The organism is Dokdonella sp., assembly GCF_017744955.1.
Taxonomy (GTDB): Bacteria; Pseudomonadota; Gammaproteobacteria; order Xanthomonadales; family Rhodanobacteraceae; genus Dokdonella_A.
In genome coordinates this window covers 872,656-890,892 of record NZ_JAGIAG010000001.1, presented here as the reverse complement: position 1 = coordinate 890,892, position 18,237 = coordinate 872,656, and the positions used below count along the sequence as shown (strand labels likewise).

Genomic DNA, 18,237 nt, shown 5'->3' with positions numbered 1-18,237 from the left:
GCGGCGTAGCCCAGCGATCAGCGAATCCCCATGGCCACCTCACTGGCTCCACTCGGCGAACTCGCCCCGATCCTCCTCACCGAGGCGCGGCGACGCATGCTGACCCTCGGCACGCTGTTCGCGCTGATCGCGCTGGCGGCGCTGGTGATCGGCGCCACCTGGCCGAAGCGCTACGAGTCCTCGACGACGATCCTGGTGCAGGAAAGCAACATCGTCACCGGCCTGATGGAAGGCCGCGCGGTCGCCACCACGGTGGCCGACCGCGCCTCGATCGCACGCGAGGTCATCTTCAGCCGCAAGGTCATGGGCGAGATCCTCGACGTCGGCGGCTGGATGGCGCGGCAGCCGCCGCCGTCGCCGGTCGAGCAGGACCGCATGATCGAGTCGATCACCAATCGCACGAAGATCACCAGCCCGCGCGACAACCTGATCGAGATCTCCTACGCCGACGGCGACCCGGCCCGTTCGTACCGCGTCACGCAGCGGCTGGCCGAATCCTTCATCCAGGAAAGCCTGGCCGCGAAGGAGCGCGAGAGCCGCAACGCGTTCGACTTCATCAACGGCCAGGTCGAGGCGTACCACAAGAAGCTGACCGACGCCGAGGACAAGCTGAAGGCCTATCGCGAAGCGAACGTCGACGCCCGCCCGGGCGGCGAGGCCGACAGCAACGCGCGCATCGCCCAGCTGCGCAGCCAGGTCGAGCAGGCGCGCATGGAGATGATGGAACAGTCCTCGCGCGAGGGTGCGCTGGTGGCGCAGGTCTCCGGCGAGTCGGAAATCACCGCGGTGCAGACGCGCGACGGCCAGATCCGCGCCCAGCTGGCCGAGCTGCAGGGCCAGCTCGACAAGCTGCTGCTGACCTACACCGACGACTATCCGGACGTCGTGCGCATCCGCCACCAGATGCAGGACCTGCAGGAAGCGCTCAAGCGCAACGAGGCGCAGAAGTCGACCGCGAAGGCCGCCAATCCGTCCTCGATCGACAACACCGTGCAGTACAACCCGCTGTACACGGAGCTGCGCAGCAAGCTCAACGAGGTGCGCCGCAACCACGGCGCCACCGCTTCGCGCCTGGCCGCCAGCCAGACCATGCTCAACGACGAACTGGAGCGCAGCAAGCGCATCGCCAGCTCCGAGAACGCGCTGTCGGAGCTGACGCGCGACTACGAGGTCAACCGCGACATCTACCAGGACCTGCTCAAGCGCCGCGAGAACGCGCGCGTATCGATGGATCTCGACCAGAAGCAGCAGGGCCTGACCTTCCGCATCCAGGAGCCGGCGGTGATGCCGCTGCGCCCGTCCGGCCTGCGCATGATGCATTTCGCGATGGCCGGCCTCGGCCTCGGCATCGTGCTGCCGCTCGGCCTCTTGTTCGGCTACGCGCGCTTCGATCCGCGCGCGCGCTCGGCGGCGCAGATCGAGCGCATGGCCGGCGTGCCGGTGCTGGCGACGATTCCGGTCTACGCCACGCCGGGCGACCGCCGCCGCAATTTCGTGCACGGCACGCTGCTGCTGGCGATCATCGCTGCGGTCGGCATCGCCTACGTGATGATGTACTGGGTGCGCATGGAGGTGCTGCCGTGACGGCCGACGAGAACGCGCCCTTGTCCGATCCGCTGGAGCCCGGCAGCAGCGTCGGCCAGCTCGCCGAGCGCCGCGCCGCGAGCCGCTCGATCGCACGCATGAGCGAATCGCGCGAGCTGTCGGCACGCCAGCTCGACGAGCGCCGCCTGATCCACCGCGACGACACCGCGCGGATGCAGGCCGACGCGTTCCGCGAGATCCGCACGCGCCTGCTCGCCCTCGGCGGCGACCAGAACTTCGTCACCATGGTCGTGCCGGTCAGCTCCGGCTGCGGCGGCAGCTTCGTCGCGCGCAACCTCGCCGCCGCGTTCGCCTTCGACGAGGCCAAGACCGCGCTGCTGATCGACTGCAACCCGCGCCACCCGGCGCAGCAGAAGGCGCTCGGCATCGAAGCCGGCCCCGGCCTGATCGACTACCTCGACCATCCGGCGATCGGCGTCGAACCGATCATCTACCGTACCGGCATTCCGCGCCTGCGCCTGATCCCGGCCGGCAAGCCGCGCGAGCTGACGGGCGAGTACTTCTCCTCGTTCCGCATGCGCGCGGTGCTCGATTCGCTGCGCTGCCGCTATCCGGACCGCTACCTGTTCCTCGACGGTCCGGCGACCAAGGGTTCGCCGGACGCACGCATCCTGTCCGAGCTCGCCGACTTCGTCGTGCTGGTCGCCGGCTACGGCCGCGACACGCCGGCGGCGATCGCGCAGGCGGCGGCGGCGTTCGACCCGAACCGTTTCGCCGGCGTCGTATTCAACCAGTTGCCTTGATCACTGCGAGCGCGTCATTCGCGATCGAACCCGGGCCGCGATCGCCGCGGACGGATGGAGGGAGACCGGATATGCCCAAGCGCAGTGCTCTCACCGCGGCCCTCGGCCTCGCGCTCGCCGCCTCGACCGCGGCGGCCGAACCCGTGCTCGACTATTCCGTCGGCGTGTCGCTCAAGCACAGCGACAACATCAACTACAGCGAGCACGATCCGGTCAGCGAGGACGTGCTGGCGCCGAGGCTGGACTTCACCGTCAACCAGAAGGGTTCGACGCTGCGGGCCAACGTCGCCGGTTCGCTCGAATACCGCGACTACCTGCACGGCCGCTTCGGCGACGAACTGCACACCCTGCTCGCCGGCACCGCGGTGTGGACGCTGCTGCCCGAGCGGCTGGACTGGTTCTTCCAGGACAACGCCGGGCGCGAGCCGGTCAACGCGCTGCAGAGCAACGCGCCGTCCAACCAGCAGCAGACCAACGTCTTCACCACCGGCCCGAGCCTGCACGCGAAGTTCGGCGAGGCGCTGCACGGCCAGTTCGACGTGCGCTACACGAACACCTACGCCGACACCAGCAACCAGTTCAACAGCGACCGCTATTCCGCGCTCGCCGCGCTGCTCTACACGCTGACGCCGACCGACACCTTGAGCGCCAACGCGACCGGCTCGCAGGTGCGCTACGACCGCGCCGCGTCGCGGCCGTTCGACTACGAGCGGCAGGACGCCTACGTCGGCTACCAGCGCAGCAACCGCAGCTTCACGCTGGAGAGCGCGCTCGGCTACAGCCACCTGGACCTGCGCAACGACGGCTCGCGCTCCGGCGCGCTGCTGCGCGCGAGTGCGCGCTGGTCGCCGACGCCGGCCACCAGCGTCGGCATCTGGCTCGCGCGGCAGTATTCCGACGCCGCCCAGGACCTGGTCTTCAGCCCCGAGCAGATCCGCAACACCGGCATCGGCAGCGGCATCAACGGCTCGGTGCTGACGCCGCAGGTCTACGTCGAGAAGCGCGTCAACCTCGACGTGCGCCATCGCGAGGACAAGTACTACTTCAGCGTCGCGCCGTTCTGGCGCGAGCTCGACTACGTCCTGGTCGACGCCACCGACATCGGCTTCAACCAGCACTCGACCGGCTTCTACGTCGACGCCGGCTACTTCTTCCTGCCGACGCTGTGGATCGACGCCAACGTCGGCGGCGAGCGCCGCCGCTACACGCAGATCTCGCGCACCGACGACGACCTCGCCTACGGCGCCTCGCTGAACTACCGGCGCTCGCGCCACTGGCTGTGGTCGCTGCAGGCGCGCCACGAGCGCCGCGACAGCGATACGCCGAACAACAGCTATCGCGAGAATTCGATCATGCTGGCGGTGACCTTCCAGCGCTGAGACGGCCGCAGGCATGACTTCCCCGACCCCTTACGCCGACCGCCGGATCGCGCTGATGTATCACGCGCTCAGCGGCGCCGGCAGCCCGAGCGAAGGCCAGGACGCGCACTACAGCGTGACCACGGCGCAGTTCGCCGCGCACCTGGCCGAACTCGCGCGGCGCGGCGGCGGCGCCAGCGCGCGCGACTGGCTCGCCGGCGGCAAGCCCGCCGCTACGCTGCTGACCTTCGACGACGGCCACCTCAGCAACTACACGCTGGCGACGCCGGCCCTGCTCGACGCCGGCGTCGGCGCCGACTTCTTCGTCAATCCGGGCCGCGTCGGCACGCGCGGCTTCGCCAGCTGGGCACAGCTGCGCGAGATGGCCGACCAGGGCCTGTCGATCCAGTCGCACGGCTGGGACCATCGCTACTTCACCGAACTGACGCCGGCCGAACTGCGCGAGGACCTGACGCGCTCGCGCACCGAGATCGAGGACCGCATCGGCCGCCGCGTGCGCCTGCTCGCGCCGCCCGGCGGCCGCATGCCGGCGCAGCTCGCCGAGACCGCGCGCGAGTGCGGCTACACGCACGTGCTGAGTTCCCGGCCGGGCGGCATCCGCGACGCCGCCGCGCACGTGCTGCCGCGCATGGCGGTGACGGCGCAGCTCGACCTCGCCACGCTGCAAGGCTGGCTCGCCGGCCGCGGCCTCTCGCGCGCACGGCTGCGCTACGCCGCGCTCGACCTCGCCAAGCGCACGCTCGGCGACCGCGGCTACGAGCGCCTGCGCGCGCGGCTGCTCGGGCAAGCGCGGAGTCCGGCATGACGCGGCTGGCCTTCCTCGCCAGCGCGCTCGCGCTCGGCTACACCTTCGTCGGCTACGCGCTCGCCATGCGGCTGCGCGCGCGCTACGCGCCGCGCCCGGTCGACGCGGCGGACTGGCAGCCGCGCGTCGACCTCGTCATGGTCGCCTACAACGCGGCGGCCGAGCTGCCGGCCAAGCTCGCCAACCTGCGCGCACTCGACTATCCGGCCGACCGCCTGCGCATCCACATCGCCTCCGACGGCTCCGAGGATCTGACCGCGGCCCTGCTGCGCGAATGCGACGACCCGCGCGTGACCGTGCACGTCTTTCCGCAGCGGCGCGGCAAGTCGGCCTGCCTCGGCGACCTCGTCGCCGGGCTCGACGGCGAGATCGTCGTGTTCACCGACGTGCGCCAGCGCATCGAAGCCGACGCGATCCGCGCACTGCTGCGTCCGCTGGCCGATCCGTCGGTCGGCGCGGTCAGCGGCGAGCTGATGTTCGAACGCGGCGAGGGCGACTTCGCCGGCGGCGTCGACTTCTACTGGCGCTACGAGAAGCTGATCCGCCGCAGCGAGGCCGACAGCGGCTCGGTGGTCGGCGTCAGCGGCGCGCTGTACGCGGCGCGGCGTTCGCTGCTGCCGGCGATTCCGCCCGGCCTGATCCTCGACGACCTGTGGATTCCGCTCGAGATCGCGCGTCGCGGCGCGCGCGTGGTGTTCGCCGCCGACGCGCGCGCCTGGGACCGTCCGTCCGGCGACGCCGAACTGGAAGCGCGACGCAAGCGGCGCACGCTGGCCGGCAACTTCCAGCTGATCGCGCGCCAGCCGTCGCTGCTGCTGCCGTGGACACATCCGCTCGGCTGGCGCCTGTGGGGTCACAAGTGGCTGCGCCTGCTGGCGCCGTGGCTGCTCCTCGTCGTGCTGCTGACGAACGCGCAGCTGGCTCCGACCTCGACCAAATGGCTCTTGCTGCTGCTCGCCCAGCTCGGCTTCTACGCGGCCGCGCTGGCCGGCCTATGGCGGCCGTCGCTGACGCGTCACCTGGTGCTGCGCATCGCCGCCACCTTCGTGCGCATGAACGGCTACGCCGTGCTCGGCCTGTTCGATTTCCTGCGTGGCGGCTCGGCGCACCTGTGGTCGGTCACGCGCCACGCCGAAGCGGAGCGGACATGAGCGCCGCCACCCGCGCACCGACCGCCGAGCCGCTGCGCGTGCTCTACGTCGTGTCGCTGTTTCCGTGCTGGTCGGAAACCTTCATCGCGCGCGAGATCGCGACCCTGGTCGCCGCCGGCGTCGACGTGCGCATCCTGTCGCTGAAACCGCCGAGCGAGAAGCTCGTGCAGCCCGAAGCGGTTCCCCTGCTCGAACGCGTGCAGCATCCGGCGCGCGGCCTGGGCGCCGTGGCGGCCCAGCTCGGCGGCTGGCTGCGACATCCGCTCGCGTTCGGCGCGGCGGCGCTGCGCATCCTGTGGCGCCTGCGCGGCGAGCCGCTGGCGGCGGCGAAGTCGCTGGTCGCGCTCGGCCGCGGCATCGCGCGCCTTCGCTGGATCGAACGCTTCGATCCGCACGTGCTGCACGCGCACTGGGCGACCTATCCCTCGACCGTCGCGATGGCGCTGGCGCAGGCGCTGGACAAGCCGTTCGGCTTCACCGCGCACGCGCACGACATCTTCGTCGACGATCATCTGCTGCACGAGAAACTCAGCACGGCGAGCATTCCGGTGACGATCTCGCGCTACGGCGTCGACTGGCTCAGCGAACGCGTCACGCCGCTCGCGCGCGAGCGGCTGCACGTCGTGCACTGCGGCGTCGACCTGCCGGCGTTCGCCTACCGTCGCGAAGGCCGCGCCGGCGACCTGATCGCCGCGGTCGGCCGGCTCGATCCGATCAAGGGCTTCGACGTGCTGATCGAGGCGCTGGCGCTGCTCGCCGCCGACGGCGTGCGCTTCCGCTGCCGCATCGTCGGCGAAGGACCGCAGCAGGCCGAACTCGAAGCGGCGATCGCGCGGCACGGCCTGCACGACCGCGTCGAACTGCTCGGCGCGCGTCCGCAGGCCGACGTGCGCGCCCTGCTGCACGAGGCCGCCTGCTTCGTGCTGCCGAGCGTGGTGACCGCCGACGGCAACCGCGACGGCATTCCGGTCGCGCTGATGGAAGCGATGGCGGTCGGCACGCCGGTCGTCAGCACCTTCGTCTCCGGCATCCCGGAACTGGTCGCCGACGGCCACGACGGCCTGCTCGTGGCCGAGCGCGATCCGGCCGCGCTCGCCGCGGCGCTGCGCCGCATCCTCGCCGACGCCGAGCTGCGCGACAGCGTCGCCCGCGCGGCGCGCCAGCGCATCGAGCGCGAGTTCGACGCGCGCATCGAGGCCGGCAAGCTGCTCGACCTGTTCCGCCAGGTGGCCCATGCGCGCTGAGACCCCCGTGCCGGAAGCGGCGTCGCCGCCGCAGCGCCATTCCGCCGCATCGCTCGCGACGGGCGCGCGCGCCCGCGGCCGGGCCGGCGAAGAAGCCGCGCCGAAGAAACTCCTGATCGTCACCGACGAGATGGAAGTCGGCGGCAGCCAGCGCCAGATCGCGCATTTCCTGAAGAATCTCGACCGCGCGCACTGGCAGCCGACGCTGATGTACTTCCGCAAGCGCTCCTTCCTCGTCGACGAGCTGATCGCCGCCGGCGTCGAGGTGATCGAGCTGCCCAAGCGCCGCCGCATCGACGCGGGCTTCGCCTGGAACCTCGCGCGCGCGCTGCGCCGCGGTCGCTACGACGTCGTGCATTGTTTTTCGTTCACCGCCGAACTGTGGGTGCGCGCGGTGCTCTGGTCGGCGCGCGGCAGCGCCTTCGTCGCCTCGGTGCGCGGCCTGTGCCTGGACTACTCGCCGTGGCAGTGGCGATTGAAGCGCTGGATCCTCGCGCGCGCCGACGCGGTGGTGTCCAACGCGCGCGCCGGCGCGCAGGAGACCGCGCGCCGCACCGGCTTTCCGCTCGAACGCATCGAGGTGATCCCGAACGGCATCGCGCCGCTGGCGCGCGCGGTCGACCGCGGCGCGCTGCGCGAGCAGCTCGGCGCCACGCCCGGCCGCAGCCTGGGATTGTTCGTCGGCCGGCTGGTGCCGGCCAAGAACGTGCCCTTGCTGCTCGACGCGCTGGCGCGGATCGAGCCGGCGCAGCGGCCGCTGCTGCTGGTCGCCGGCGGCGGCCCGCTCGAAGCCGAGCTGCACGCGCAGAGCGCGGCGCTCGGGCTGGAACGCGACCTGCGCCTGCTCGGCGAACGCAGCGACAGCCGGCAGTTGATGGCCGCTGCCGATTTCCTGGTGCTGCCCTCGCGCGAGGAAGGCATGTCCAACGTCCTGCTCGAGGCGATGGAGGCCGGCTGCGCCGTGCTCGCCTCGGACGTCGGCGGCAATCCGGAGATCGTCGCCGACGGCCGCACCGGACTGCTGTTCCGCTCCGAGGACGCCGCGCAACTGGCCGCCTGCATGCAGGCGCTGAGCACGGACGCTACTCTGCGCGCGCGGCTCGCCGCCGCCGCGTCGGAACAGGTACGCACGCACTACCGCATCGACGCGCTGATCCGCCGCACCGAGGCGGTCTACGCGAGAATCGGCTGAAATCAAACGCCGCGACGGAGCACCGTCGCGTGGAAACGAACTGTCGCAGGCCCAGGATTGCACGTGTCGAACCCGACTCCCCCGTCCATCAGCGTCATCGGCGATCTGCTGCTCGCGATCGGCGCCAACGCGGCACCGGCGCTCGCCGTTCCGGACGGCTATACGCTTCTGCCGAGCGGCGACGAGCGCATCGCCGTCGCGGTGCGCGGCGCGGTGCGCCACGGCGTCGCCGCCGACGGCACGCACTGGCTGGCCCTGGCCGACCTCGTCGCCGGCGATCCCGCCGAAGGGACCGCCGCCTACGCGGGCGAGGCCGTGCAGGCCGGCTGGCGCGGCCGCTTCGCGCAGCTGCTGTGGCAGCCCGGCCGCGCGCGTCTGGTCGCCGTGACCGATCATTTCTCGACCTTGCCGCTGTACGTCTTCCGCCACGGCGGCGACTGCTACCTCGCCAGCGACCTGCGGCTGCTCGCGGCGTTGCCGCAGTGCGCGCGCACGATCGACAAGGTCGCCGTCTACCATTACCTCAACTTCGGCTGCATCCCGGCGCCGCACACGATCTGCCGCGAGATCGCCCATCTCGAACCCGGCACGCGCGCGACCTGGGACGCCGGCACGCTGAACCTCGAACGCTACTTCCTGCCCGACTACCCGCAGGACCTCGACGGCGACGACGACCGGCTCGCCGCGGCACTGCGCGAGCGCATCGTCTCGACCGTGCACGACTACCGTCCGGAAAGCGAAGCGGCCGCGTGGGGCTGTTTCCTGTCCGGCGGCACCGACAGTTCGAGCATCGTGTCGATCCTCGCGCGGCAGCAGCCGAAGCGGCGCGTGCGCAGCTTCTCGATCGGCTTCGCCGAGGCCGGCTACGACGAACTGGACTTCGCGCGGCTCGCCGCCGAGGCCTGCGGCGCCGAGCCGTCGTTCGCCACCGTCGGCCGCGAGCAGACCACCTCGCTGGTCGAATCCATCGTGCGCCACTACGACCAGCCGTTCGGCAACGCCTCGGCGGTGCCGACCCTGGCCTGCGCCGACCTCGCGCGCCGCCAGGGCGTCGACGTGCTGCTCGCCGGCGACGGCGGCGACGAGATCTTCGGCGGCAACCAGCGCTACGCCAAGGACTGGGTGATGGAGTCGTTCTATCGCCTGCCGGCGCCGCTGAAGGCGCTCGGCCGCGCGATCGGCCACGGCGCCGGACGGAGTTCGAACCATTTCCTGCAGCGCGTGGACAACTTCTTCCGCCGCTCCTCACTGCCCAACCCCGACCGCTTCTACACCGACGACTCGTTCGCCTCGGACTACTACGAAAAGCTGCTCACGCCGGCGTTCCGCGCCGAGGTCGGCCGCGACGCCTCGCTGGAGTTCATGCGCGAGCTGTACGCGCGCGGCGGCGAAGAGGCGAGCCCGCTGCACCGGATCATGCGCCTGGATCTTTCGATGGCGATCGCGCAGAACGACCTGGTCAAGGTGCACGGCGCGTGCAAGGCGAGCGGCGTCAGCGTGCGCTATCCCTACGTCGATCCGGCCCTGGTCGCCTACACCGGACGGCTGCCGGCGCGCTTCAAGGTGCGCCGCACGCACAAGCGCTATCTGTTCAAGCGCGCGATGGCCGAGGTGCTGCCGGAGGCGATCCTGCGCAAGAAGAAGCAGGGCTTCGGCCTGCCGATCGCGGTGTGGCTGCGCAGCGACGCGGCCTTCATCGAGATGGTCAAGGGCGTGCTGTTCGATGCGCGCGCCCGCGCGCGCGGCTGGTTCGAGCCGGCCTGCGTCGAGGCGCTGATCGAAGAGCACATGCGCGGCAGCTGGGACCATTCCGGCGCGATCTGGCAGATGCTCGTGCTGGAACTGTGGCTGCGCAGGCATCTCGATGGCACGTGATCCGCATCCGCTGCGCGTCCTGATGGTGCTGGAGAGCCCGTTCCCGCCTTACGGCGGCGGCGGCGCCGAATCGCAGGTGCGCACGCTCGGCCGCGCGCTGCGCCGGCGCGGGCACCGCGTGACGGTGCTGACGCCGCGCTTCGCCGGCGGATCGCAACGGCGCGTCGAGCGCGTCGACGGCCTGCCGGTGTGCCGGCTCGCCTATCCGCACGTGAGCGGCCTCGGCAGCCTCGTGCTGTGGACGCGGCTGCTGCTGTTCCTGCATCGCCGGCGGCGTCGCTACGACGCGCTGCACGCGCACATCGCGCACTATCTCGCCGCGCTGTGCTGCGGCGCGGGTCGTCGCCTGGGACTGCCGACGATCGTCAAGTTCACCGGGCAGTGGGAGCTCGAACGCGGCCTGCTCGTGTCGCAGCCGAGTCTCGCCACGCGCTGGTTCAAGTCGCTGCTGCGCCGCGCATCGGCCTACCAGGTGATCAGCCGGCGCATCGGCCGGGAAGCGGTCGCGCGCGGGCTGCCGGCCGAGCTGGTCGTGCACCTGCCGAACGCGGTCGACGTCGAGCGCTTCCGCGCCGAGCACGCGCCGCGCCCGCCGCAGGCGCCGCTGCGCGTGGTCTACGTCGGCCGCCTGCAGCAGCACAAGGGCCTGGACACGCTGCTGCGCGGCTGGCAGCGCGCGTTCCCGCAGGCCGGGGCGGCCGAGCTGGAACTGGTCGGCAAGGGCGAGGACGAGCCCAAGCTGCGCGCGCTCGCCGACCAGCTCGGCATCGCCGCGCAGCTGTCCTTCGTCGGCCATCGCGACGACGTCGAGCAGGCGCTCGCTGGTGCCGACGTCGCGGTGCTGCCGTCGATCATCGAGGGATTGTCCAACTCGCTGCTCGAATTCATGGCCAGTGGCCTGCCGGTGATCGCCAGCGAGGTCAGCGGCAGCGAGGATTTCATCGCCACGCGGCGCAACGGCTGGCTGTTCCCGGTCGGCGACGTCGAGGCGCTGGCGAGCGCCTTGCGCGAGGCGCAGTCGATGCCGCCGGATGCGCTGTGCGCGCTCGGCCGGCAGGGCCGCGCCGACGTCGCACGCCGCGCCGGCATCGACGGCGTGGTCGCACGCCTGCTCGCGTTGTATCGCGGTGCCGCGCCCGGCACGATCGGCGACGGCGTCGACGCCGCCCTCGAGGAGTCCTGAGCATGTGCGGCATCGTCGGCATCGTCGCGGCACCCGGCCAGCCGTTGGCGCAGGAAAGCGTCGGTCGCGCGATGAACGCGGCGATCGTGCATCGCGGCCCGGACGACGAAGGCATCTACCGCGACGACCAGGCGATGATCGGCATGCGCCGCCTGTCGATCATCGACCTCGCCGGCGGGCACCAGCCGCTGCACGGCGCCGACGGCCGCGTGCAGGTCGTGTTCAACGGCGAGATCTACAACTACCGCGAGCTGCGCACCGAGCTGGAGCAGCGCGGCTGCCGCTTCGCCACGCAGTCGGACACCGAAGTCATCGTGCACGGCTACCTCGAATTCGGCGAACGCTGCTTCGAGCGCCTGCACGGCATGTTCGCCATCGCGATCTGGGACGCGCGCTCGCGCACGCTGCTGCTCGCGCGCGACCGCTTCGGCGAGAAGCCGCTGTTCTACGACGACGACGGCCGCCGCCTGGCCTTCGCCAGCGAGCTGAAGTCCCTGCTGCAGGTGCCGGGCTTCCGCCGCGAGATCGACGCCGACGCGGTGCAGGCCTACCTGTGCTTCGGCTACGTGCCGGCGCCGGCGAGCATCTTCTCCGGCGTGCGCAAGCTGCCGCCGGCGCACTACCTGCGCTACGTCGACGGCCGCTGCGAACTGCATCGCTACTGGACGCTTCAATTCGGCCAGCGTCGCGACCTGTCCGAAGCGGACGCGGAAAGCGAACTGGAAGTGCGGCTCGAGCAGGCGGTGTCCAGCCGCCTCGTCGCCGACGTGCCGTTCGGCGCGTTCCTCAGCGGCGGACTCGATTCGAGCGTGGTGGTCGCGCTGATGGCGCGGCAGATGAACCGGCCGGTCAGCACGTTCTCGATCGGTTTCCGCGAGGACGCCTTCAACGAACTGTCCGACGCGCGCCGCGTCGCGCAGCATTTCGGCACCGACCACCACGAGTTCATCGTCGAGCCCGACGCGGTCGACCTGTTCGAGAAGCTGGTCTGGCACCTGGACGAACCGTTCGCCGATTCCTCGGCGATCCCGACCTACCTGGTCGCGCAACTGGCGCGCCGCAGCGTCAAGATGGTGCTGACCGGCGACGGCGGCGACGAGGCCTTCGGCGGCTACGACCGCTACCTGCGCTACCTGCGCCTGCGCCGCCTCGGCGCCGCGCGGCCGCTCGCCGCGCTGGCCGCGCGCGTCGGCGGACACCTGCTGCCGGGCAGCCACGGTTATCGACTGCGCCGCATCGGCGAACGCCTCGCGCAGCGCTTCCCCGAGGACTACCTGAGCGGCGTCGCGCTGACGCGCGCGGACACCGCGGCGGCGCTGCTCGGCCGCGCCGAGCCGAACCACTACCGCGGACTCGAGCAGGCCCTGCGCGAGGTGCCCGAAGGCGACCCGCTCGACCGCATCGTCGCGATCGACCTGCACAGCTATCTGCCGGACGACATCCTGGTCAAGCTCGACCGCACCGCGATGGCCAATTCGCTGGAAGGCCGCGCGCCGCTGCTCGACCATCGCCTGGTCGAGTTCGCCGTGCGCCTGCCGCACGAGATGCGCGTGCGCGACGGTCGCGGCAAGTACCTGCTGCGCAAGGTCGCCGCGCGCTGGCTGCCGCCGGCGCAGCTGTCCAAGCCGAAGCAGGGCTTCGCGATCCCGCTGGCAGACTGGTTCCGCGGCGACCTGCGCGACCTGGCCGCCGACGTGATCGGCAGCCGCGCGTTCCGCGAGCGCGGCCTGCTCGACGCGCGCGTCGCCGGCGACTACCTCGCCGCGCATCTGGCCGGCGCCGCCGACCACGGCGAGATCCTGTGGTCGATCGTCTCGCTGGAATCGTGGGCGCGGCGCTTCCTCGACGGCGCCACGGCGGGCTGACGCCATGCTGCTGCGCGCGCTGCTGCTGTTCCAGATCCTCTATACGGTCTACCAGGGGCACTATTCGTTCGAGACCGGCATCCCGGGCGTGAACCTGCCGAACGTGCTGTTCGCGGTGACGCTGGTCGCGATCCTCGCGCGCTCGGAGAAGGACGCGCTGCACGGCGAGCCGGCGCTGCTGAAGCCGGCGATCGTGGTGTTCTTCGTCGCACTGCTGCAGGCGTTCGTGCTGGCCCAGCTCGTCGCGCCCGGCAACTTCATGCTCGACGTCAACTACCTGCGCAACGCGCTGCTGTCGCCGCTGCTGTACTTCATGTACCTGCGCTGCCGGCAGGACCTGCCGACGACGCGGCTGCTGATCATCGCCGTGCTCGCGGTCGCCGCGCTGGCCGGCCTGCAGGCCGTGCGGCAGGGACTGGACTACGGCATCGGCACCTTCAACGAGACGCATCGCGCTTCCGGCCCGTTCGGCGCCGACTACCGCGACGCGAATCGCGCCGGCATCTACTACGCGATATTCCTGCCGATGTTCATCGGCCTGGCGCTGTTCATGCGCAAGCAGCGCCTGTGGCGGCTGGCGTCGATCGTCGGCATCGCGCTGGTGGCGATGGCGATCCTGGTCACCTATTCGCGGCAGTCCTACTTCATCGCGATCGCCGGCGCGGTCCTGCTGCTGCTCCGGCGCAACGTCGTGTTCGCCGTGGTGCTCGGCGCGGCGCTGGTGTCGATGTCGAGCCTGCTGCCGGACAGCGTGACCCAGCGCGTCGCCGAGACCAAGCAGCGCGACACGCACGGCGCGGAAGTGCTCGACGAGAGCACCACCAGCCGCTGGGAAATCTGGTCGGGCGCGATCGCGATGTGGTCCGAGCATCCGCTCGGCGTCGGCCTGAACCGCTTCAAGACGCAGATCGGCAACTACTCCAGCCACAAGGGCTACGACGCGCACAACTTCTACGTGCTGACCCTGGCCGAGATGGGCGTGCAGGGACTGGCGGCGCTGCTGTTCGTGTTCTACGCGCTGTTCCGCTTGAGCGGCTTCCTGCGCCGCAACGTACCGCCGGACGATCCGGAAGCGCGCGCGCTCGCCGTCGCCTTCACCGTCACGACGATCAGCGCGGCGCTCGGCAACCTCTACGGCAGCCCGTTCCTGGAGAACAACGTGTTCGGCACCTACTGGGTGCTGTGCGGACTGCTCGAACGCTACATGCGGCTGAAGATGGGCAGCCGGCCGGCCGCCGAGGACACGGCTGAAGTCAGCGCGCAGGAGCGCATGCTGGAACGCTTCCCGCTGCTCGAACGCAGCCTGCCGGGATTGCGCCGGCCCTCCGGCGGCGGCTCGTGAGCGCCGGCTCGCGCAAGGCGACGATCGTGCTGTCGGGGCTGAACCTCGGCGGCAAGCTGCTCGCGCTCGGCAAGACGCTGCTGATCGCCGGCCTGTTCGGCACCTCGGGCATGCTCGACTCGTTCTGGGTCGCCTACTCGCTGCCCCTGCTGCTGCCGGGCCTGCTGACCTCGACATTGACGATCGCATTCGTGCCGCGCTTCGTCGCCAACCTCGCGGGCCGCACGGGCAGCGACGTCTGGCGCGGCGCCAACACGCTGCTGACCCTGGTGCTGCTGCTGGCGCTCGCCGGCAGCGTGCTGATGTATCTGAAGGCCGGCGCGCTGGTGCGCCTGATGGCGCCGGGGCTGGCGCCGGACACGCACGAGCGCGCGGTCACGCTGACGCGCATGCTGCTGCCCTGCGTCGGGCTGATCACGATGTCCTCGCTGCTGTCGGCGCTCAGCCTCGCGCGCGAGCGCTTCGTGCTGCCGGGCCTGGAGGGCATCGTCAACAACGTCGCGGTGGTCGGCTGCGCGCTGCTGTTCGCGCACAGCATGGGCGTCACCGCGCTGATCTGGGGCGTGATCCTCGGCTACGCGATGCAGGCGGGCCTGCTGCTGTACGGCAACCGCGACCTACTCGCCAGCAGCATCCGCCCGGCGTTCGACTATTCGCACGCGGATTTCCGCGCGCCGTTCGGACACCTGCTGCCGCTGTTCGTCGGCTCGGCCGGCGCGATGCTGACCGGTTTCGTCGACCAGTACTTCGTATCGCTGCTCGATTCCGGCTCGATCTCGGCGCTGAGCTACGCCAGCATGCTCGCCTACCTGCCGCTGGAAGTGTTCGCGCAGGCCGTCATCACCACCTACTACCCGCCGCTCGGACGCCTGTTCGCCGCCGGCGATTCCGCCGGCGCCGCGGCGACCTACGCGCACGGCGTGCGTTTCCTGCTGTTCCTCACGCTGCCGTGCGCGACCCTGCTCGCGCTGCTCGCGCAGCCGGTGGTCGAACTGCTGCTGCAGCGCGGGCATTTCGACACGCGCTCGACCCTGCTGACGGTCGAGGCGCTCGGTTTCCTGTCGCTGGTGGTGATCGCGCGCGCGCATGCGTACTTCAGCTACCGCGTGCTGCACGCGGCGCGCTGGGCGTGGACGCAGGTCGCCATCGGCCTCGCCGGCGTCGCCACCTGCATCGCGCTGAACGCGCTGTGGGCGCGCGAGCTCGGCCTGCGCGGCATCGCGCTGTCGACGCTGATCGCGGCGATCCAGTCGGCCGCGCTGTCGACCTGGGCCGTGCGCCGTCTGCTCGGCGTGCCGTGGCCGCCCGGCTTCGGCCGCGACCTCGCCGGCGTCGTGCTGCCGTGCCTGGTGCTGATCGCGATCGTGCTGCCGGCGAACCACTGGATCGGCCCGGCCGACGGCGACCGGCTGCGCGCGTTCGCGCACTGCCTGATCGCGTTGCCGGCGCTGGCCGCGGCGCTCGCCGTCGCCTGGGTCCTGCGCCAGCGGGACCTGCGCGACGCGGTCGCCATGCTCTCCTCCCGCCTGCGCACGAAACGGAGCACCGCCTGATGACACGCTCGGCCGCCGTTTCCTGCGAGCTGCTGTGCCAGGCCGACGAGCCGCACCTGCAGCAGATCTACGCCGGCTTCGGCATGCTCGCGCGCGCCGGGCGGATCCGGTTGCGCCAGCGCCTGCTGCCGACCGACTTCCATCAGCCCGACCTGCCCGCGCATCTCACCGAGGTGCGCGCCTCGCACCTGGTGGTGATCGCCAACGGTCTGCGCATCGGCTACGACGTGCACGACGCGAGCGAGGTCAGCGAGGAGCTGCTGCGCCGCGTCGACGTCTACTTCAAGCGCAGCTGGGAAGAACGCTACGTGGCGATGTGCGCCGCGCCCGAGTGCGTGCTGCCGCTCGGCGCCAACGTGTGGGTGCACGACGCGGCACCGAGCCTGCTCGCCTGGCAGCGCACGCGGCTGCTGCACGGGCAGGAGCGGCTGAAGTCGCGCCTGCGTGCGCTCGGGCTCGATCGCCTGCTCGGCGACCGCCTGTTCACGCCGCGCCTCGGCGACCTGGAAGCGCCGCCGCCGCTGCACCTGAAGCCGCGCGTGCTGTTCCTCGCCGAAGCCTGGGATCCGGAGCAGGCGCCGTCGGCCGAAACCGCCGCCGAGCGCGTCGAGATCAACGCCCTGCGTGCCGGCTGCATGCGCGCCCTGCGCGAGGACGTCGGCGACCGCGCCACCTGCGGCTTTCGCGCCACGCCGTTCGCGCGGCGCGCGTTTCCCGACCTGGTCGTCGACGACGCGCGCCTGACGCGCAAGCGCAACTACCTGGCGCTGGTGCGCGAGCATCCTGTCTGCATCGCCAGCAGCGGCCTGCATCGCTCGATCGGCTGGAAGTTCGCCGAGTACCTGGCGATGTCGCGCGCGATCGTCTCCGAGCGGCTGCACATGCGCCTGCCGGGCTCGTTCGCGCCGGAGCGGAACTATCTGGAGTTCGACAGCCCGGAATCGTGCCTGGCGGCGGTGCGCCGCCTGCTCGATGACGACCAGACGCGCGCGCGCATGACCCAGGCGAGCCTCGACTACTACCGCGCGCACGGACGGCCGGACGCGCTGGTCGCCGCCTCGCTGCAGACCGCGCTGTCCCTGTCCGGTCCGATCTGAGGCGCCGATGGAGTCCGCACGCCCGACGGTCAGCATCGTCGTTCCCGCGTTCAACGCGCAGGAGCGCCTCGGCGCCTGCCTGGATTCGCTGCTGGCGCAGAGCCTCGGCGGCATCGAGATCATCGTCGTCGACGACGGTTCCACCGACGGCACCGCCGCGCTCTGCGAACGCTACGCCGGCGCGCATGCGAATCTCGTCCATCTGCGCCAGGCCAACGGCGGCTGCAGCAAGGCGCGCAACGCGGGCCTGGCCCGCGCGCGCGGGGAATTCGTCGGCTTCTGCGACGCCGACGACTTCGCCGAGCCGCCGATGTTCGAGCGCCTGTACGCGGCGGCGAAGGAACACGCCGCCGACGTCGCGGTGTGCCGCTACTTCATCGGCGCCGGCCGCGAGCGCTCGCACTCCAACATCGAAGGCTTCGCCGCCGGCGTCCACCGACGGGAGGCGATCGTGCAGCATTGGCTGAAGCCGCTGGCGGGGCTCGGCGATGCGTCCTCGGTGCACGGCTTCGTCTGGACCTGCCTGTTTCGGCGCGAGCTGCTGGAACGCCAGACCGTGCGCTTCAGCGAAGCGGTCTCGATGCACGAGGACGCGCTCTTCATCATGGCCAGCCTGGCGCATGCCGAGCGCCTGGCCTACGTCGACGAGGCGCTGTACCACTACGTCCATTCGCCGTCCTCGCTGACCAGCCAGTACTTCGCCAAACGCGAGGTGCCGCGCGAGCGGCGGATCGCCGAGCAGGCCATGTACTTCCTGCTGGCGACCGAAATCGCCTCCGACGAGGAACTCAAGCGCACGGCGCCCGCGCTCGCCGCCCACAGCTTCGCGACCTGGCTCTATTACGCGTCCAGCCGGGCGGCGATCGCCGGGGACGAATCCGCCGAGCGACCGCGCCGCGCGATCTCGGGCTTGCTGTCCGTTCCGCCGCCGCTGCCGTATGCGCAGGCGCTGCGCTGCGCCGAACTCGCCCCGTTCAAGCGCGTGTTCCTCGCGCTGGCGGCCGTGCGTGCGAGCGCCTTGATCCATCTGCTGTGCCGCCTGCGCCCGCCGCGCATCTACTAGGCGCCCCCCTCTCCGCGAACCCCACTGTCGCCGCTATCGGGGGCGGCTCCCGCGCCGCCGAGCCGGCGTCGCGAGTCCCCCCGACGGAGATTTCACATTCCGACGACGGACTCCGTCGCGTCATTCCGACGCAAAAGTAT

General features: G+C 71.2%; 14 protein-coding genes. All 14 read left to right on the top strand.

The genetic code is table 11. From position 1 onward, the window contains the following. Positions 1-30 precede the first annotated feature (30 nt). The gene (locus tag J7520_RS03630; protein ID WP_291184102.1) at positions 31-1,584 is read left to right on the top strand and encodes an XrtA system polysaccharide chain length determinant; all 1,554 of its coding nucleotides are present in this window, start codon (positions 31-33) and stop codon (positions 1,582-1,584) included. After that, complete coding sequence (locus J7520_RS03625) at positions 1,581-2,348, top strand: polysaccharide biosynthesis protein (protein WP_291184099.1); 768 nt, start codon at positions 1,581-1,583, stop codon at positions 2,346-2,348. The genes J7520_RS03630 and J7520_RS03625 overlap by 4 nt, the downstream gene beginning before the upstream one ends. Positions 2,349-2,419: 71 nt before the next feature. Further along, entirely contained in the window at positions 2,420-3,727 is a 1,308-nt protein-coding gene (locus J7520_RS03620; RefSeq protein ID WP_291184096.1) for an outer membrane beta-barrel protein, read from the top strand. A 13-nt stretch (positions 3,728-3,740) separates the two neighbouring features. Continuing rightward, the gene (locus tag J7520_RS03615) at positions 3,741-4,532 is read left to right on the top strand and encodes a polysaccharide deacetylase family protein (protein ID WP_291184093.1); all 792 of its coding nucleotides are present in this window, start codon (positions 3,741-3,743) and stop codon (positions 4,530-4,532) included. Then, on the top strand, positions 4,529-5,683 hold the full coding sequence (locus J7520_RS03610) for a glycosyltransferase family 2 protein (protein WP_291184091.1): 1,155 nt from the start codon (positions 4,529-4,531) through the stop codon (positions 5,681-5,683). Before J7520_RS03615 ends, J7520_RS03610 begins: the two co-directional genes overlap by 4 nt. Further along, on the top strand, positions 5,680-6,927 hold the full coding sequence (locus J7520_RS03605; RefSeq protein ID WP_291184088.1) for a glycosyltransferase: 1,248 nt from the start codon (positions 5,680-5,682) through the stop codon (positions 6,925-6,927). The genes J7520_RS03610 and J7520_RS03605 overlap by 4 nt, the downstream gene beginning before the upstream one ends. Next, entirely contained in the window at positions 6,917-8,119 is a 1,203-nt protein-coding gene (locus J7520_RS03600) for a glycosyltransferase (protein ID WP_291184085.1), read from the top strand. Before J7520_RS03605 ends, J7520_RS03600 begins: the two co-directional genes overlap by 11 nt. A gap of 63 nt (positions 8,120-8,182) precedes the next feature. Next, positions 8,183-9,994: an asparagine synthase C-terminal domain-containing protein gene (locus J7520_RS03595; RefSeq protein WP_291184082.1), complete on the top strand. Its 1,812-nt coding sequence runs from the start codon at positions 8,183-8,185 to the stop codon at positions 9,992-9,994. Next, on the top strand, positions 9,984-11,177 hold the full coding sequence (locus J7520_RS03590; protein ID WP_291184079.1) for a glycosyltransferase: 1,194 nt from the start codon (positions 9,984-9,986) through the stop codon (positions 11,175-11,177). The genes J7520_RS03595 and J7520_RS03590 overlap by 11 nt, the downstream gene beginning before the upstream one ends. 2 nt (positions 11,178-11,179) lie before the next feature. Then, the gene (gene asnB, locus J7520_RS03585; RefSeq protein WP_291184076.1) at positions 11,180-13,042 is read left to right on the top strand and encodes an asparagine synthase (glutamine-hydrolyzing); all 1,863 of its coding nucleotides are present in this window, start codon (positions 11,180-11,182) and stop codon (positions 13,040-13,042) included. Between the two features lie 4 nt (positions 13,043-13,046). Then, on the top strand, positions 13,047-14,384 hold the full coding sequence (locus J7520_RS03580) for an O-antigen ligase family protein (RefSeq protein WP_291184073.1): 1,338 nt from the start codon (positions 13,047-13,049) through the stop codon (positions 14,382-14,384). Continuing rightward, positions 14,381-15,937 (top strand): lipid II flippase MurJ, encoded by a 1,557-nt coding sequence (locus J7520_RS03575; protein ID WP_291184070.1) that lies wholly within the window; start codon positions 14,381-14,383, stop codon positions 15,935-15,937. Before J7520_RS03580 ends, J7520_RS03575 begins: the two co-directional genes overlap by 4 nt. After that, positions 15,937-17,034 (top strand): glycosyltransferase, encoded by a 1,098-nt coding sequence (locus tag J7520_RS03570; protein ID WP_291184068.1) that lies wholly within the window; start codon positions 15,937-15,939, stop codon positions 17,032-17,034. Before J7520_RS03575 ends, J7520_RS03570 begins: the two co-directional genes overlap by 1 nt. 7 nt (positions 17,035-17,041) lie before the next feature. Next, on the top strand, positions 17,042-18,097 hold the full coding sequence (locus tag J7520_RS03565) for a glycosyltransferase (protein WP_291184065.1): 1,056 nt from the start codon (positions 17,042-17,044) through the stop codon (positions 18,095-18,097). The last annotated feature ends 140 nt before the right edge of the window (positions 18,098-18,237 follow it).

What these genes read in the sequence shown, in the direction of transcription:
- J7520_RS03565 (WP_291184065.1), top strand. Translation starts at nt 17,042, where the DNA reads ATGGAGTCCGCACGCCCGACGGTCAGCATCGTCGTTCCCGCGTTCAAC.
- J7520_RS03600 (WP_291184085.1), top strand. Translation starts at nt 6,917, where the DNA reads ATGCGCGCTGAGACCCCCGTGCCGGAAGCGGCGTCGCCGCCGCAGCGC.
- J7520_RS03580 (WP_291184073.1), top strand. Translation starts at nt 13,047, where the DNA reads ATGCTGCTGCGCGCGCTGCTGCTGTTCCAGATCCTCTATACGGTCTAC.
- J7520_RS03615 (WP_291184093.1), top strand. Translation starts at nt 3,741, where the DNA reads ATGACTTCCCCGACCCCTTACGCCGACCGCCGGATCGCGCTGATGTAT.
- J7520_RS03610 (WP_291184091.1), top strand. Translation starts at nt 4,529, where the DNA reads ATGACGCGGCTGGCCTTCCTCGCCAGCGCGCTCGCGCTCGGCTACACC.
- asnB (WP_291184076.1), top strand. Translation starts at nt 11,180, where the DNA reads ATGTGCGGCATCGTCGGCATCGTCGCGGCACCCGGCCAGCCGTTGGCG.
- J7520_RS03570 (WP_291184068.1), top strand. Translation starts at nt 15,937, where the DNA reads ATGACACGCTCGGCCGCCGTTTCCTGCGAGCTGCTGTGCCAGGCCGAC.
- J7520_RS03630 (WP_291184102.1), top strand. Translation starts at nt 31, where the DNA reads ATGGCCACCTCACTGGCTCCACTCGGCGAACTCGCCCCGATCCTCCTC.
- J7520_RS03620 (WP_291184096.1), top strand. Translation starts at nt 2,420, where the DNA reads ATGCCCAAGCGCAGTGCTCTCACCGCGGCCCTCGGCCTCGCGCTCGCC.
- J7520_RS03605 (WP_291184088.1), top strand. Translation starts at nt 5,680, where the DNA reads ATGAGCGCCGCCACCCGCGCACCGACCGCCGAGCCGCTGCGCGTGCTC.
- J7520_RS03590 (WP_291184079.1), top strand. Translation starts at nt 9,984, where the DNA reads ATGGCACGTGATCCGCATCCGCTGCGCGTCCTGATGGTGCTGGAGAGC.